Origin of the sequence: Streptomyces sp. NPDC087300, assembly GCF_044744425.1 — a bacterium.
GTDB lineage: Bacteria > Actinomycetota > Actinomycetes > Streptomycetales > Streptomycetaceae > Streptomyces.
Genome location: NZ_JBIUYI010000007.1, coordinates 215,034 through 230,399, shown reverse-complemented (window position 1 = coordinate 230,399; position 15,366 = coordinate 215,034). Strand labels below are relative to the sequence as shown.

Sequence of the window (15,366 nt, the reverse complement as noted above, 5' to 3'; positions counted from 1 at the left end):
TGCGCAGCACTGTAATCGACCGGGAACGATCGGTTCAGGCGCCAAGTGGTATGCGAAGAGTCGCCCCTGAGGTCGCTTTTGAACGACGTTCACGAGGCCCGCGAACCATGTCCATCAGACGTCCAGAGAGCCGTCCGCACCGGCCGCGCCGGACCGCCCCGCGGCAGGCCCCGTGGCCGGCCCCGCGGCCTGCCCCGCGGCCTGCCCCGCGATCCGCTCCCGCTGCTCGCGCGCCCACCCGTACTCCGGGTCGATCCGCAGTGCCTCGGCCAGGGACGCCAGCGCATCGCGCGTACGGCCGAGGGCTTCGAGGGCCAGGGCCCTGCTGCCCCACGCCCACGCGTAGCCGGGGTCGAGGGCGAGGGCCGCGTCGTAGGCGGCGAGCGCCTCGTCGAGGCGGCCCGCGAAGCGCAGCACGTCACCGCGTTCGCCGTGCACGCGCGCCGTGTCCGGCTCCAGTTCCTCGGCGCGGTCGAGGTCGGCGAGGGCGCCGGACAGGTCGCCGACGGAGTGCCTGATGTGGGCCCTGCGGGCCAGCGCCCAGGGGTAGTCGGGCCAGAGCGCGAGTGCGTGGTCCAGATCGGCGAGGGCCTCGTGGGGGCGGCCGAGGACGAACTTGGCCTGGCCCCGGCTGCCCAGGGTCAGCGGTTCGCTCGGGTCGATGGCGTGCGCGCGGTCCAGCCACGGCAGGGCGTCGGCGGGACGGCCCATGCGGCGGTAGGTCTCGCCCCGGTCGCGCGCCACCCACTCCGCGCCGGGCACCACCTCGTCGGCGTCGTCCAGGTGCCGCAGCGCGGTGTCGAACTCGCCGAGGGCCCGGTAGGTGACGGCGAGCCCGTGGTGCCCCCAGGGATCGGCGGGGTCCAGGGCGATGGCGCGCTCGTGGTCGCGCAGGGCCTCGCGCAGCCTGCCGAGGCGGAACAGCTGGAGGCCGTGCACGTTGTACGCGGCCACCCGGCCCGCGTCGTCCAGTCCCGGCCTGGCGAGGAAGAGGTCCAGTACGCCGAGGGCGCCGGTGCGTTCGTCGCCGAGCACGGCACGGCAGTCGTCGGCCCACACCCGCAGGTGCTCCGCGTCCGCGTCCTCGGCGGCGTCGGCGACCGCCCGCGCCCACGCGCGGGCCACCGCGGTGCTCACGCGGCAGGCCTCGATGCCCTCGCGCAGGACGCCGGGGAGCGCGGTACGCGGCCCCGCGCACAGCAGGTGGTACAGCTCCTCGACGCGCAGCGCACGCCACTCGGGGCGCATCCACGGGCGGCCCGCCCGGCCGCGCAGCTCCTCCTCCAGGGCGGCGCGGCGCCGCGCGTAGAGCCCGGCGATCCGGGTGTGGCCCGCGCTCCACAGCGCGGGCGCGGTGGTGCGGCGCAGGCGGAGCATCGGGGCGCGTACGACGTCGTGGTAGCGGGCCGCGCCGGTGCGGTCGGCGCGGACGAACGGCAGGGCGCGCAGCCAGCCGTCCAGCCCCGCGGGGACCTCGCCGCCCCCGCCCGCGGCGGCCCGCACGATCTCCTCGTCGAGCCGCCGGGGCAGCGCGCAGTCCAGCGCGGCGGTCCTGCGCACCGGGTCCTGCTCCCACTTCAGGAAGCGCTCCACGGCCGTCGCGCTCGGGTCGCCGACGTCGTCGGGGGCCGCGGGCCCTGACTCGGCGAGCGTGGAGACGAGCACGGGCAGCCGGCCCGACAGGCGCAGCACCTCCGTGACGACCGGTTCGTCGGTGACGCCCTTGGCGGTGAGCAGATCGCGCGCCTCGGTCTCGGTGAAGGGCCGCAGCGGCAGATCGGCGGTGAAGTCCGCGGCGCCGTCCCAGCGGGCCGGGTCCAGGGGGCGCTGCCCGGCGGTCACCACCACGACGTTGGCGGGGAGTTCGCCGTGCCGGTCGGTCGTCATCACCTCGTGCAGCCAGCGGTCCAGGAAGGGCGCGGTGCGTTCGTAGGTGTCGAAGAAGAGCACGAGCCAGGGCGCGGTGTCGGCGGCCCGGTCGAGGTCGTCGAGGAGGACGGGGGTCAGCGCGCGTTCGGGTGCGAGCACCAGGTGTTCCAGGGTGAGGTCGGGGTCCTCGGGGCCGCGCAGCCGGGCCCGCAGCCGGTCGGCGCCGTGCGCGAGCCGCTCCGCGTCGACGACCCCGGCGAGTGCGCCCACCACGGGGACCATGCCGAGTCCGACGACCCCGGCGCGGGCCATCGCGGTGCTGGCCGCCGACGGCGCGTCGGGTCCCGGCTCGCGGGCGGCGGCCGCGGTGAGCTCGTGGACGCGCCGCCGGTGCGCGGCGACGGCACGCTCCAGCGCCTTCAACGTCCGCCCCTGCTGGGCGAATTGGGCGGCGATCTCGGCCGACACGGCGGGCACGTCGACCGTCGCCTCATCGACGTATGCCACGAAAGCACCGCACCCGGTGGCAAGTTGGGACATCTCGCGCACGAGTGAGGTCTTGCCGACGCCCGCGGGGCCGTGCACATGGAAGAGGAAGCGGTGCCTGTCGTCCTCGGGCGGCACCTCGAAGTTGGCCCGGAACGCGCGCAGTTCCTCGCGCCGCCCCACGAAACCCGCCCGCCGCCGCTGCCGGATGAGCTCCTGCATCGACACCCTCGACCGCGCCATCTGCCCCTCCACCGCCGCCCGTTGGGGTCCAGTCTCGCGCACGCGCGGCGCCCCGCGCGGCCGGGCGCCGGGTGAACGGTGACGGAAAGACACGGAACATCCACCCCACGTACAAGGGGCTCCGGGGTGTACAACCATCGCCGCGGATGACTCGTCTCCCCCTACGCCACAGCAGTTCCCCACAGGAGGATCAGTGCGCCGCAAGATCATCGTCGCCGTGGCGGCCGCCGCCCTGGCCACGCCGCTCGCCCTGTCCGTCACCGCGGGCAGCGCGGCGGCCGCGCCCGTGCCGCCGCGCACCCCCGTCGTCGACTTCAACCGCGACGGGCACGCGGACCTCGCGGTCGCCGCGCCGAGCGGCGCCGTCGACGGGAGCGCCGACGCCGGGTACGTCTCGGTCGTCTACGGCTCGGCGACGGGCCCCGACGCCACGCACCACCAGCTGATCAGCCGCGCGACGCCCGGCGTGCCCGGCGACGTCACGGACACCTACGCCTTCGGCGCCCAGGTGGTCCCCGCCGACCTCGACGCCGACGGCTACACCGACCTGGTCGTCACCAGCGGCGGCGACGGCGCGGACGACACCGTGCTCTGGGGCTCCAAGGACGGTCTGACCGGCAAGGACACGGTCCTGCCCTACCACTACGCCGACTACGCGGCGGGCGACTTCAACGGCGACGGCAAGCGCGACCTCGTCGTCGGCGACTACCCGACCGACGACCCCGACATCTCCGGCCTGACCGTGCTGCGCGGCCCGTTCACGCGCGACGGCAAGCCCGCGGCCAAGCAGTCCATCTCCACCGGCGACGGCCCCTCGGGCCTGCGCTCCTTCATCACGGGCGACCTCACCGGCGACGGCATCGACGACATCGTCTCCACGCACGGCTTCGAGGAGATGCAGCACGAGGCGCGCTTCTGGAAGGGCGGCAAGACCGCCGTCAGCACCAGCTACAAGAAGCTGACCACCGCGATCAGCGGCACCGTCGGCGACTTCGACGGCGACGGCTACGGCGACCTGGCCATGCGCGACATCGGCAGCGTCTCCGAGGTGCCCGACAGCTCGCCCGGCAGCATCCAGATCCAGTACGGCAGCGCCACAGGCCCCTCCACCCGCAAGAAGGTCATCACCCAGGCCACCGAGGGCGTGCCCGGCGCGAGCGAGGCCGACGACGCGTTCGGCGCCTCGCTCGCCGCGGGCGACGTGAACGGCGACGGCAAGGCCGACCTCGCCGTCGGCGTGCCCGGCGAGGCCCTCGGCACCAGCACGGGCACCGGCGCCGTCGTCCTGCTCAAGGGCGCCTCCAAGGCCGCGGGCGGCCTGACCGGCAAGGGCGCGGTCGCCTACAACCAGTCGACGCCCGGGGTGCCCGGCGCCTCCGAGACCGGCGACGACTTCGGCCGCTCGGTGCTCCTCGCCGACCTCGTCAAGGACGGCAAGGCCGACTTGGCCGTCGCCGCTCCCAAGGAGGACGGGACGTACGAGGACTCGGGCGCCGTCTGGACGCTGCGGGGCTCCGCGGGCGGCCTGACGACCACCGGCGCGGCGACGCTCAGCCCCGACAAGCTCGGACAGCCCGAGAAGGGCGCCCTGTTCGGGTACAGGATCGGCCACTGACGCCGCCCCGCACCCCGAACCTCTCACTTCCATTTCTCACCCGCCACCCCTCACCCTCCATGGAGGAACAGTGCGCCGTTCACTCATAGCCGCCGTCGCCGCCACCGCGCTCGCCACGCCGCTCGCGGTCGTCGCCACCGCCGGCTCCGCCGCCGCCGCCCCGACCCCGCCCCGCATCCCGGTCACCGACTTCAACCACGACGGATACGCCGACCTCGCGATCTCCGCGCCCGGCGGCACCTCCGACACCACCTCCGGCAGCATCTCGATCGTGTACGGCTCGGCCGGCGGCCCCGACACCGCACACGCCACCACCATCGACCGCGCCACGCCCGGCGTCCCCGGCGACCCGCAGGACGACGGACGCTTCGGCTACGAGTCGGCCGCCGCCGACCTCGACGGCGACTCCTACACCGACCTCGTCGTCGGCGGAGCGGGCGACAAGGCCGTCGTCCTGTGGGGCTCGGCCAACGGCCTGAGCGGCCAGGGCAGTTCCGAGCTGGCCGGCGACGCCGCGCCGCACGTCACCGCGGGCGACTTCAACGGCGACGGCAAGCGTGACCTGGTCACGGCCGCCTACCCGGAGCCCGAGGACCCGATGGACAACGACGACCGGGGCATGACCATCTCGTACGGTCCCTTCACGCGCGACGGCAAGCCCGCGAGCACCCAGGAAGTCGTCACCAGCCAGACCTTCGGGCCCGGCGACTTCGTCGTGGGCGACCTCACGGGCGACGGCGCCGACGACATCGTCTCCAGCCACGGCTTCGAGGAGATGGCCTACAAGAGCCAGTTCTGGAAGGGCGGCAGGGACGGGGTGAACACCACCCCGCAGAAGCTCGCGCCCTCCCTCGGCGGCGCGATCGCCGACATCGACAAGGACGGCTACGGCGACCTCGTCGTCCGTGACATCGGCGGCAACTTCGAGGACATGCCCTACCAGAAGGGCACGATCCTGGTGAAGTACGGGACGGCGAACGGGCCTTCGACCACCCGCACCGCGAAGATCACCCAGGACACGGCGGGCGTCCCCGGCGTCGGTGAGGAGGGCGACGAGTTCGGCTCCTCGATCAGCGCGGGCGACGTGAACGGCGACGGCTACGCGGACGTCGCCGTCGGCATCCCCGGCGAGGACATCGAGGCGATCGCGGACGCCGGAAGCACCGTGCTCCTCAAGGGCTCCCGCTCCGGCCTGACCGGCACCGGCTCGCAGGCCTTCCAGCAGTCCACGCCCGGCGTGCCCGGCGCCTCCGAGAAGAACGACAGGTTCGGCAGCGACGTCCTGCTCTCCGACACCAACAAGGACGGCAAGGCCGACCTGACGGCGACCGCCCCGCTGGAGGACGGCACCTACGCCGACTCGGGCGCCGCCTGGCACCTGCGCGGCTCTTCGAGCGGTCTGACCACCACGGGCATCACGTCCTTCGGTCCCGCCGCGGTAGGCGCCCCGGAGAAGGGGGTCCAGTTCGGCGCGCACGTGGCACGCTGAATCACGTCGGCACAGGCTGACACCCGCTGACCCAGGGGGCCGGAATCGATGCGTGCGTCCCGTCGCCGCCGCTTCCGGCCCTGCTCACTCTGGACGGCGGCCGTCGTGTCCGTGGCGCTGATCGCGGCCGCCGTCGTGTTCGGCCGCGGCACGGGCGACGACGAGGACCCCGCCCCGGTGCGCGGCAAGCGGATCGTCACCCGGCACGCGCCCGGTCACGTCGTTCGGGCCCGCCGCGCTCGGCGCGCCCTCGCGGGGCTCGGACGGTACGGAGAGCGACGTGACCGGGACGTACTTCGGTGCGGGGTTCACCGGTTGAGGGTTCGCTCGGGGATCAGCCCTCCACCACCGGCAGCAGTTCCGGCAGGTGGCCGTCCGAGGCGAGGGCCGCCCGCTGCCGCTCCTCGGGGACCTCGCCGTACAGCGTCGTACGCGGCTTCGCCGGCCTGCCCGCCGCCTCCGCGATCGCGATCAGGTCCTCGATGGAGCGGTACGAGCCGTAACTGGAGCCCGCCATGCGGGAGATGGTCTCCTCCATCAGCGTGCCGCCCAGGTCGTTCGCGCCCGACCTGAGCATCTCGGCGGCGCCCTCCTGGCCGAGCTTGACCCAACTGGTCTGGATGTTGGGAATGTGCGGGTGCAGGAGCACGCGGGCCATCGCGGTGACCGCGCGGTTGTCGCGGGTCGTCGGGCCCGGCCGGGCGATGCCCGCGAGGTAGACCGGCGCGTTGGTGTGGATGAAGGGCAGCGTCACGAACTCCGTGAAGCCGCCGGTCTCCTGCTGGATCCCGGCCAGCGTGCGGAAGTGGCCGAGCCAGTGCCGGGGCTGGTCGACATGGCCGTACATCATCGTGGACGAGGAGCGGATGCCCAGCTCGTGCGCGGTCTTGACCACCTCGATCCAGGTGGCCGTCGGCAGCTTGCCCTTGGTGAGGACCCAGCGCACCTCGTCGTCGAGGATCTCGGCGGCCGTGCCGGGGATCGAGCCGAGCCCGGCCTCCTTGGCGGCGGTCAGCCACTCGCGGATCGAGAGCCCGGTCCTGGTCGCGCCGTTGACGACCTCCATCGGCGAGAAGGCGTGCACGTGCATGCCCGGCACGCGCTCCTTCACCGCCCGCGCGATGTCGAAGTAGGCGGTGCCCGGCAGGTCGGGGTGGATGCCGCCCTGCATGCAGACCTCGACCGCGCCGACGTCCCAGGCCTGCGCGGCCCGGTCGGCGACCTGGTCCAGGGAGAGGGTGTAGGCGTCGGCGTCCGTCCTGCGCTGGGCGAACGCGCAGAAGCGGCAGCCGGTGTAACAGACGTTGGTGAAGTTGATGTTGCGCGTGACGATGTACGTGACGTCGTCGCCGTTGACCGTCTTGCGGATGTCGTCCGCGATCCCGCACAGCGCGTCGAGCGCGGGCCCGTCGGCGTGAAGGAGCGCGAGCGCCTCGTCGTCGGTGAGCTTCGTCGGGTCGTCGGCGGCCTGCTTCAGCGCGGCGCGCACGTCGCCGTCGATGCGCGATGGCACCATGCCGGGCGCGGCCTGCTCGCGCAGCGCGTCCCAGTCGCCGTAGACCTCGTCGAAGTCGTCGCGGCGGTCGGAGGTGCGTCCCGTGGTGTCGATGGTGCGGTGCAGGTCGGTGCGGCCCCCGGCCGCCACATAGCCCTCGTCGGGCTCCTGCCAGGGATGGCCCTCGACGGTGGCGTCGGGGCGGGCGAGGCCGGTCTCGGGGTCGGCGAGCGCGCGCACGTGCGGAAGCAGCCGGGGGTCGAGCCAGGGCTCGCCCCGCCGCACGAACTCCGGGTAGACACAGAGGCGTTCCTTGAGCGTGAAGCCCTCGACGGCCGACTTCTCGGCGAGCTCCTCGATCCCCGGCCACGGCTTCTCGGGGTTCACGTGGTCGATGGTGACGGGCGAGACGCCGCCCCAGTCGTCGATGCCCGCGCCGATGAGGCGCCGGTACTCGCCGTCGACGAGGTTCGGCGGCGCCTGGATGTTGCCTGCCGGGCCCATGATGTGCCGGGCCACGGCGACCGTCGCGACCAGGTCGTCGAGTTCGGCGTCGGGCATGCCGCGCATCGCCGTGTCGGGCTTGGCGCGGAAGTTCTGGATGATCAGCTCCTGGACGCCGTGGTACGACCGCGCGACGCGGCGCAGCGCGAACAGCGAGTCGGCGCGCTCCTCGTACGTCTCGCCGATGCCGATGAGCAGCCCGCTGGTGAACGGCACGGAGGAACGGCCCGCGTCCTCAAGGACCCTGAGGCGTACGGCGGGTTCCTTGTCGGGCGAGCCGTGGTGCGGCTGACCGGGCTCGGACCACAGCCGCTCGGACGTCGTCTCCAGCATCATCCCCATGCTGGGCGCGACCGGCTTGAGCCGCTGGAAGTCCGTCCACGTCAGGACGCCCGGATTGAGGTGCGGGAGCAGGCCCGTCTCCTCCAGGATGCGGATCGAGATGGCCCTGACGTACGCGATGGTGTCGTCGTAGCCCTCCGCCTCCAGCCACTCGCGCGCCTCGGGCCAGCGGTCCTCCGGCTTGTCGCCGAGGGTGATCAGCGCTTCCTTGCAGCCCAGTTCGGCGCCCTTGCGCGCGATGTCCAGGACCTCGTCGGGGGACATGAACATCCCGTGGCCCGCGCGGCGCAGCTTGCCGGGCACGGTCACGAAGGTGCAGTAGTGGCACTTGTCGCGGCAGAGCCGGGTGAGCGGGATGAACACGCTCTTCGAGTACGTGATGACGCCGGGGCGGCCCGCGGCCTCAAGGCCCGCGTCGCGCACCCGCGCGGCCGACGCGGTCAGGTCGTCGAGGTCGTCACCGCGCGCCTGGAGCAGCACGGCCGCCTCCGTGACGTCCAGCGCGACACCGTCCCTGGCCCGCCTGAGCGCGCGCCGCATGGCGTTGGCGGTGGGTCGTCCGGCCTCGGGTGGCTGCGCGCTGTTGGTCATGTCTCCGAGCATACGAGCGACAACACGTGACTCCTACAGATACTTCCGCTCACCGGTCTCCATCCCTTCCCCTCACCGGTTCCCGCCCGTCGCCTACCCCGCTCCCGGCCCGTCACAGCAGGTCACCGCAGGTGGCGCTGGTGGGCGTCGAGCGCGGCGCACACCTCGGCCGTGTCACCGGGCGGCAGCTGCACGACGGCCTCGTCGATGCCGAGTTCCGCGTAGTGCGCCAGCTTGCCCGCCGCCGGCTCGACGGCCGTCACCGCCACGTACAGGTCGTCCGGCGCGCGCCCCGCGTCCGCCCACACCTGCCGCAGCACCGGCAGCGCCTCGCGCAGACCGCTGCCGCCGATCGGCATCCAGCCGTCGGCGTACTCCGCGATGTGCGCGAACAGGCCGGGCCCGGCCGCGCCCCCGATCAGCGTGCGCGGCCCGAACAACGGCCCCTTGCCGAGGCGACCGCGGGGCGCGAGCAGCGGCTTGGGATGGACCTCACTGGCCCGTACCGAGGCGAACTCCCCCTCGTACGCGGTGGGCCGGTCCGCCCACAGCGCCCGCATGACCGCCATCCGGTCCCGTACGACGCTGCGTCTGCGCGGCCACTCCACGCCGTGGTCGGCGGCCTCCTCGCGGTTCCAGCCGTAGCCGATGCCGAGGGTGACACGGCCGCCGGAGAGGTGGTCGAGCGTCGCGATCTGCTTGGCGAGGTCGACCGGGTCGTGCTGGGCGACCAGGGCGATGTTGGTGCCGAGCGTGATCCGCTCGGTGACGGCGGCGGCCTGGGCGAGCGCGACGAAGGGGCTGAGCATGCGGGCGCACTCGGGCGGGAGTTCACCGCCCGGGTAGGGGGTTTCGCGCGGGACCGGGATGTGGGTGTGCTCGGGCAGATAGAGCCCGTCGAAGCCCCGCCCCTCCAGCTCGCCGGCCAGGCGCACCGGGCTTATCGTCCCGTCGGTCAGGTAGAGCGTCGCGGAGATGCGCACGGTTTCCTCCGGGGAGGCGGGAGTAACGCTTGGGAGCACTTCCTATCCCCAGGAACCCGGTTGGTCCATGGCCGGGGCCTGTTTACCCTGACACACGTGACCGGACGCAAACGGAAGAAGCTCACCAATCGCCTGGTGTGTGCTGCCATGCTCGGCGACACGGCCACGGTCAGGTCCCTGCTGCGGTCGGGCCGGCTCGATCCCGAACTGCCCGACGCGGACGGCACGACCGCGCTCTACGCCGCCTCCGTGCACGGGGCGGCGAGCACCGTGCGGGTCCTGCTGCGCGCGGGCGCGCGCCCCGACACCGAGAGCCGCGGCCTCACGGACGGCACCCCGCTGTGCGGCGCCGCCGCCTGGGGCCACACCGCCACGGTCCGCGAACTCCTCGCCCACGGCGCCGATCCGGACCTCCGCGAGGACGACGGCACCGGGATGTCCCCGCTGCGCTGGGCGCGACAGGGGGCGTCGGGACCGCATCCGGAGACGGTGGCGGCGCTGGTGGCGGCGGGGGCGGTCGAGGAGGGCTCCTAGCGGGTGGGGCGCACGGTGAACTCGTCCGGGCCGATCCCCTCAACCAGAGCCGCACGAAGGCCAATTGAGTCCGCCGTCTAGGGTTCCGGACATGGACACGGACCACAGGCAGAACGGCACGACACCGGACGGACCCGTCACGTTCATCAACGTCTTCGAGATCGACGGCGTCGACCTCGACGAGTTCATCGCCGGGTGGGAGAAGCGGGTCGGGCTCATGCGGGCCAAGCCGGGGTTCATCGACTCCCGGCTGCACAGGTCCCGCTCGACGGACGCCCGCTTCCAGCTCGTCAACGTCTCGCACTGGGCGAGCGAGGAGCTGTACCGGGCCGCGACGGCCGATCCCGCCTTCTCGGCACGCACCCAGGCGGCGCGCGACCAGGCGGTCAGCACGGTGACGCCGAACCCGGCGCTGTACGACGTCGCCGTCGAGGTGACGGCGCCCTAGCGAGCCCTCCGTACGACGGCCGCCCCGCATCTGCGCGGGGGCGGCCGGACCTCACCGCCCGTCACTCCCCTTCGGGCACGTGGGCGGCCAGTGCCCGCAGCCCCGCGAGGACCTCGTCCGCGGTGGGTGCGGACCCGGGGTCGGTGAGGTGCTGCATCATCAGGCCGCTGACCAGGGCGAGTTGCACCGATCCGAGGGTGCGGACCGTCTCCTCGGAGAGCTCGTCCTCCGGGGTCCCCGTGACCTCGCGCGCCATGCCCGCGCGCCCCTGCCCCAGCCCGGCGGCCAGCTGCGCACGCAGCTCCGGATCGCGCTGCGCGCGCAGGACCGTCTCCAGATTCGCGATCCAGAAGGTCTTGTTGGTCGCGAACGCCTCGATCAGCCGCCGCCACAGCGCCCCGAGATCGGCGGGACCCGACGAGGGTCCGAAGGCCCGCTCCCCCGAGTCGAGCGCCTCGAAGAGCGCCTGGTTGAGCAGCGCCTCCTTCGAGCCGAAGTGATAGCCGATCGCCGCCATGCTCACGCCCGCAGCGGAGGCGAGATCGCGGACCGTCGTGCGCTCGTAGCCCTTCGCGAAGAGGCACTCCCTGGCCGCCTCCAGCAGCTTCTCCCGGTTTCCCATGCCGCGGACCCTAGCAATGAGCTGCACGTTTGCGCCGCACGAACGCCTGAGGCGATCGCCTTGGACGTACGAATCAGACGTACGCCTCAGACGATCGACTTATACAAACGTATTGCGCACTTGCCCAACTCCTGGATACCTTGCGGGACATCGAAGACCACGTCGGCCACGGGAGCCCCCATGAACAGCACGAGCAGCCCGCACAGCCCGAGCAACACACACAGCACGAGCAGCACGCGCACCATGAAGAAGTCCCGCGTCACCGCCCTCGCCGCGGCCGCCCTCTCCGCGACGCTCGCCGCCGCCGCGCTCACGGCGGGAACCGCCACCGCGAGCCCCGGCACCCCCGGCGCCTCCGCCCCCTCCGCCCGCGTGATGACCGCCGAAGGCCCGGTCCAGGGCACGGTCGCCGGAGCGGTGCGCACGTTCCAGGGCATCCCCTACGCCGCCCCGCCGACCGGCGAACGCAGATGGCGGGAGCCCCGGCCCGTGCGCCCCTGGTCGGCGCCGCTGGACGCCCGCGCCCCCAGGAGCGCCTGCGCGCAGCCGACCGACCAGCCCATCTCCATCGAGGGCGGCGGGAGTGAGGACTGCCTCAACCTGAACGTCACGACCCCGTCCCGGCGGACGACCGGACGGCTGCCGGTCGTCGTCTGGATCCACGGCGGCAGCTTCACCTACGGGGACGGCGCCTCCTACCGCGCCGCCAAGCTGGCCGCCGAGCGGCAGGGCGCCGTGGTCGTCACGGTCAACTACCGCCTCGGGGCGTTCGGTTTCCTCTCCGCCCCCGGCCTGCGCGCACCGGACAACCTCGGCCTCCTCGACCAGCAGGCCGCCCTGCGCTGGGTCCAGCGCAACGCGGGCGCCTTCGGCGGCAACCCCCGCAACGTCACGCTCATGGGACAGTCGGGCGGCGGCTACAGCGTCTGCGCCCAGCTCGTGTCACCCGGCGCCCGCGGGCTCTTCCACAAGGCGATCGTGCAGAGCGCGGGCTGCGTCGGCCCCGACGGCTCGTTCACCCGCACCCAGGCACGGGCCAACGGTCACGCCGTCGCCAAGGCCGCGCACTGCAAGGACGCGGACACCGTCGACTCCTGCCTGCGGGGCAAGTCCACCGCCGAGCTCGTCGCGGCGTCCGCGTCCGGGCACGACGGGTACCGGCCCGTGGTGGACGGCAAGGTGCTGCCCGAGGCCCCGGCACGGGCGATCGCCGCAGGACGGTTCGCCCGGGTGCCGGTGCTGCACGGCTCCACGCACGACGAGATGAGCGCCCTCGCCGGGCTCGACGAGATCAAGACGGGGCAGCCGCTGACCGCGGAGGGGTACGCCGAGAAGGTCACCGAGCGGTTCGAGGAGGACGCCCCCGCGGTCCTTGCGGAGTACCCCGTCACCGACTACCCCGCGCCCGGGGCGGCGCTCTCGGCCGTCCTCACCGACTCGGAGTGGTCGACCGCGGCGCTCGACACCCAGCGCGCGCTCGCCCGCCACACCCCCGTCTACGCCTACGACTTCGCCGAAGCCACGTCCCCGTACTTCAAGAACGTGCCCCGGCCCAAGAGCTTCTCGCTCGGCACCGGCCACATGGTCGACCTTGCCTACCTGTTCGAGAACGACCTGTTCGAGCCGCTCGACGCCGCCCGGTCGGACCTCTCGGACACGGTGATCGCCTACTGGAGCCGGTTCGCGCACACCGGCCAGATGAACGGGCCCGGCACGCCCGCCTGGCAGCGGTTCACGCCCGACGGCGGGTCCGTGCAGCGGCTCGCGTCCGACCGCGTCGGACCCACCGACTTCGCGGCCGACCACCACCACGCCTTCTGGAAGGCGCTCGACCCGCGCACCGGAGACCGGACAGGACACCGGGCGTAAGTCCGTCAATCGCCTTCCCTTGCCGCACAGTTCACGGCTGAATACCAGGGTTGCACGCATCACCCACGTCATCACCGACACCCTGGGAGCCGCAGCATGTGCGAGGACCAACCGCAGCGCGGGGGAATGAACAGACGCGGACTGTTCGTGACGGGAGCCGCCGCCGCGCTTACGTTGAACGGCGTGAGCTTCGCCAGCGGCGCCGAGCGGCGCGCCCCGCAGCCGGGGCAGGACAGCGGCAAGGAGGCGGGCACCCGGGAGACGAGGACCGTTCGCGGGACCCTCCCCCCGGGCGCGCCCGACTTCGTCTACCTGCCCGTGGAGATCCCCGACGGGGTCAGCGAACTCCACGTGGCGTACGCCTACGAGAAGCCGGCGGTCCCCGCGGGGACGCAGGGCAACGCCCTGGACATCGGCGTCTTCGACGAACGCGGCACCGAGCTCGGCGGCAAGGGCTTCCGCGGCTGGTCGGGCGGCGCCCGCACCGAGTTCTTCCTCCGCGCCGACGACGCGACGCCCGGCTATCTGCCCGGCCGGGTCCGCGCGGGCACGTGGAACATCGCGCTCGGCCCGTACACGGTCGCCCCCGAGGGGCTGCCGTACGAGGTGACGATCACCCTCACGTACGGCGCGCCGGGGCGTACCCCGAAGCCCGTGTACCCGCCCGAGCGGGCCAAGGGGCGGGGCCGCGCCTGGTACCGCGGCGACTGCCATCTGCACTCCGTGTACTCGGACGGCAAGCGCACCCTCGCCGAGGTCGCCGCCGCCGCGCGCGCCGCGGGGCTCGACTTCATCAACTCCTCCGAGCACAACACGCACTCCGCGCACGCCCATTGGGCCGATCTCGCGGGCGACGACCTGCTGATCATGCTCGGCGAGGAGATCACCACCCGCAACGGCCACGTGCTCGCGCTCGGCACCGACCCCGGCACGTTCATCGACTGGCGCTACCGGGCCCGCGACAACCGCTTCGGCAGGTACGCGCGCAAGGTCCGCGACTCCGGCGGCCTCGTCGTACCCGCCCATCCGCACGCCACCTGCGTCGGCTGCAACTGGAAGTTCGGCTTCGGCGAGGCCGACGCGGTCGAGGTGTGGAACGGCGCGTACACGCCGGACGACGAGATCTCCCTCGCCGACTGGGACAGCATGCTCGTGGCGTCGGTACGGGGCGGCAAGCCGTGGATCCCCGCCATGGGCAACAGCGACGCGCACCGGGACCCCGACCCCGTCGGCAGCCCCCAGACGGTCGTCCTCGCCGACGACCTGACCCGCGAGGCGATCCAGGACGGCATCCGCAAGGGCCACTCCTACGTCGCCGAGTCGAAGTCCGTCGAGCTGTCCTTCTCGGCGGCGGGCGGCCGCGGCAAGCACGCGGGCATCGGCGAACGCCTCCCCGTCGACCGCGAAGCCCCCGTCACCGTCCGCCTGGACATCAAGGGCGCCCCCGGCTGCACGCCCCGCGTCGTCACGGACCAGGGCGTGCTGCACACGGGCCCCGCGCTGCCCGAGTCGGGGGCGGGCACGCTGGAATGGCGTACGACGGCGTCGTACGCGGCGTACGTACGCGCGGAACTCCGCCACGCACCGGTGACACCGGGCCTTCCGGGGCCCCTGTCGGCGTTCACCAATCCGATCTTTTTGGGGCGGGTTTGAGGGGGGCGGGGCGGGGGTGAGTGCGTGTCGGCCACGGGGCTGAGCGCACGTCGGCACGGCCTGAGCCCACGTCGGCCACGGGCCTGAGCCCACGTCGACACGGGCTGAGCCCACGTCGGCCACGGGGCGGAGGCGCTACGAACGCCTCTGCCCCACCACCGGCTCCCCCGTCGGCCTCCCCGCCACCTGGCTGCCCCACCCCGCCCACCCGCCCCCGCCCAGCGTGAGCTGCCGTCACCGGCCAGGGGATGCCACCCGACGCGGGGCAGAGGCGAGGGCCGCCGAGCGCGCGGGCCGACGGACGCGCGAGCCAACAGACGCGAGGACCGACGGACGTACAGGTCAACGGACGCGCGAGCCGACGGACGCGCGACACCTAGGGCCAGTGGCTCCGCCCCGCGCCTCCCCACACACCTGAGCCACCCACCACCGGCACCACCGTCGGCGCCACACACCCCTTGACCGCCTCACCCCGCCCACCCGCCCCCGCCCAGCACGAGCTGCCCACACCGGCGAGGAGCTGCCGCCCGACGCGGTGCGAAGGCGAGGGCCGACAGAGGCGTGAGGCGTGAGGCGGAAGCCAGGGTGTTCCCGGTGCAGGGGGATCCCGGTGCACGGGGCAC

The 15,366-nt window shown here is 73.4% G+C and carries 12 protein-coding genes; 6 read left to right on the top strand and 6 right to left on the bottom strand.

All coding sequences use genetic code 11. The features are described 5' to 3' along the window. Positions 1-114: 114 nt before the first annotated feature. Positions 115-2,598 (bottom strand): tetratricopeptide repeat protein, encoded by a 2,484-nt coding sequence (locus ACIO9J_RS29390; protein WP_402006023.1) that lies wholly within the window; start codon positions 2,596-2,598, stop codon positions 115-117. Positions 2,599-2,791: 193 nt separating this feature from the next. Here ACIO9J_RS29390 and ACIO9J_RS29385 point away from each other — a divergent pair, with 193 nt between their 5' ends. Both ACIO9J_RS29385 and ACIO9J_RS29380 read left to right on the top strand, forming a co-directional pair. Then, positions 2,792-4,213, top strand: a complete 1,422-nt coding sequence (locus tag ACIO9J_RS29385; RefSeq protein ID WP_402006020.1) for an FG-GAP-like repeat-containing protein — start codon at positions 2,792-2,794, stop codon at positions 4,211-4,213. Positions 4,214-4,283: 70 nt separating this feature from the next. Continuing rightward, the gene (locus ACIO9J_RS29380; protein ID WP_402006017.1) at positions 4,284-5,702 is read left to right on the top strand and encodes an FG-GAP-like repeat-containing protein; all 1,419 of its coding nucleotides are present in this window, start codon (positions 4,284-4,286) and stop codon (positions 5,700-5,702) included. An 84-nt stretch (positions 5,703-5,786) separates the two neighbouring features. On the opposite strand, the gene ACIO9J_RS29375 is transcribed toward ACIO9J_RS29380, so the two are convergent. From ACIO9J_RS29375 to ACIO9J_RS29365, 3 genes are all read right to left on the bottom strand, one after another. After that, positions 5,787-6,014, bottom strand: coding sequence for a hypothetical protein (locus ACIO9J_RS29375; protein ID WP_402006014.1), 228 nt, complete (start codon positions 6,012-6,014; stop codon positions 5,787-5,789). A 22-nt stretch (positions 6,015-6,036) separates the two neighbouring features. Continuing rightward, the gene (locus ACIO9J_RS29370) at positions 6,037-8,634 is read right to left on the bottom strand and encodes a bifunctional FO biosynthesis protein CofGH (protein ID WP_402006011.1); all 2,598 of its coding nucleotides are present in this window, start codon (positions 8,632-8,634) and stop codon (positions 6,037-6,039) included. A 122-nt stretch (positions 8,635-8,756) separates the two neighbouring features. Beyond that, positions 8,757-9,617 carry a TIGR03619 family F420-dependent LLM class oxidoreductase gene (locus ACIO9J_RS29365; protein WP_402006008.1) on the bottom strand — a complete coding sequence of 287 codons (861 nt, stop codon included), beginning with the start codon at positions 9,615-9,617 and terminating at the stop codon, positions 8,757-8,759. A 96-nt stretch (positions 9,618-9,713) separates the two neighbouring features. On the opposite strand from ACIO9J_RS29365, the gene ACIO9J_RS29360 reads away from it, so the two are divergent. Both ACIO9J_RS29360 and ACIO9J_RS29355 read left to right on the top strand, forming a co-directional pair. Next, complete coding sequence (locus ACIO9J_RS29360) at positions 9,714-10,151, top strand: ankyrin repeat domain-containing protein (RefSeq protein WP_402006005.1); 438 nt, start codon at positions 9,714-9,716, stop codon at positions 10,149-10,151. 91 nt (positions 10,152-10,242) lie between these two features. Further along, entirely contained in the window at positions 10,243-10,599 is a 357-nt protein-coding gene (locus ACIO9J_RS29355; RefSeq protein ID WP_402006002.1) for an antibiotic biosynthesis monooxygenase family protein, read from the top strand. 61 nt (positions 10,600-10,660) lie between these two features. Here the strand turns inward: ACIO9J_RS29355 and ACIO9J_RS29350 are convergent, their stop codons facing one another. Together ACIO9J_RS29350 and ACIO9J_RS29345 are read right to left on the bottom strand one after the other, a co-directional pair. Continuing rightward, positions 10,661-11,221, bottom strand: a complete 561-nt coding sequence (locus ACIO9J_RS29350) for a TetR/AcrR family transcriptional regulator (protein ID WP_402005999.1) — start codon at positions 11,219-11,221, stop codon at positions 10,661-10,663. A gap of 86 nt (positions 11,222-11,307) precedes the next feature. Further along, complete coding sequence (locus ACIO9J_RS29345) at positions 11,308-11,466, bottom strand: hypothetical protein (protein WP_402005996.1); 159 nt, start codon at positions 11,464-11,466, stop codon at positions 11,308-11,310. Between ACIO9J_RS29345 and ACIO9J_RS29340 the strand changes: the two genes are divergently transcribed. Both ACIO9J_RS29340 and ACIO9J_RS29335 read left to right on the top strand, forming a co-directional pair. After that, positions 11,465-13,090 carry a carboxylesterase/lipase family protein gene (locus tag ACIO9J_RS29340; protein ID WP_402005993.1) on the top strand — a complete coding sequence of 542 codons (1,626 nt, stop codon included), beginning with the start codon at positions 11,465-11,467 and terminating at the stop codon, positions 13,088-13,090. The genes ACIO9J_RS29345 and ACIO9J_RS29340 overlap by 2 nt on opposite strands. Before the next feature lie 96 nt (positions 13,091-13,186). After that, positions 13,187-14,743, top strand: a complete 1,557-nt coding sequence (locus tag ACIO9J_RS29335) for a CehA/McbA family metallohydrolase (protein WP_402005990.1) — start codon at positions 13,187-13,189, stop codon at positions 14,741-14,743. The last annotated feature ends 623 nt before the right edge of the window (positions 14,744-15,366 follow it).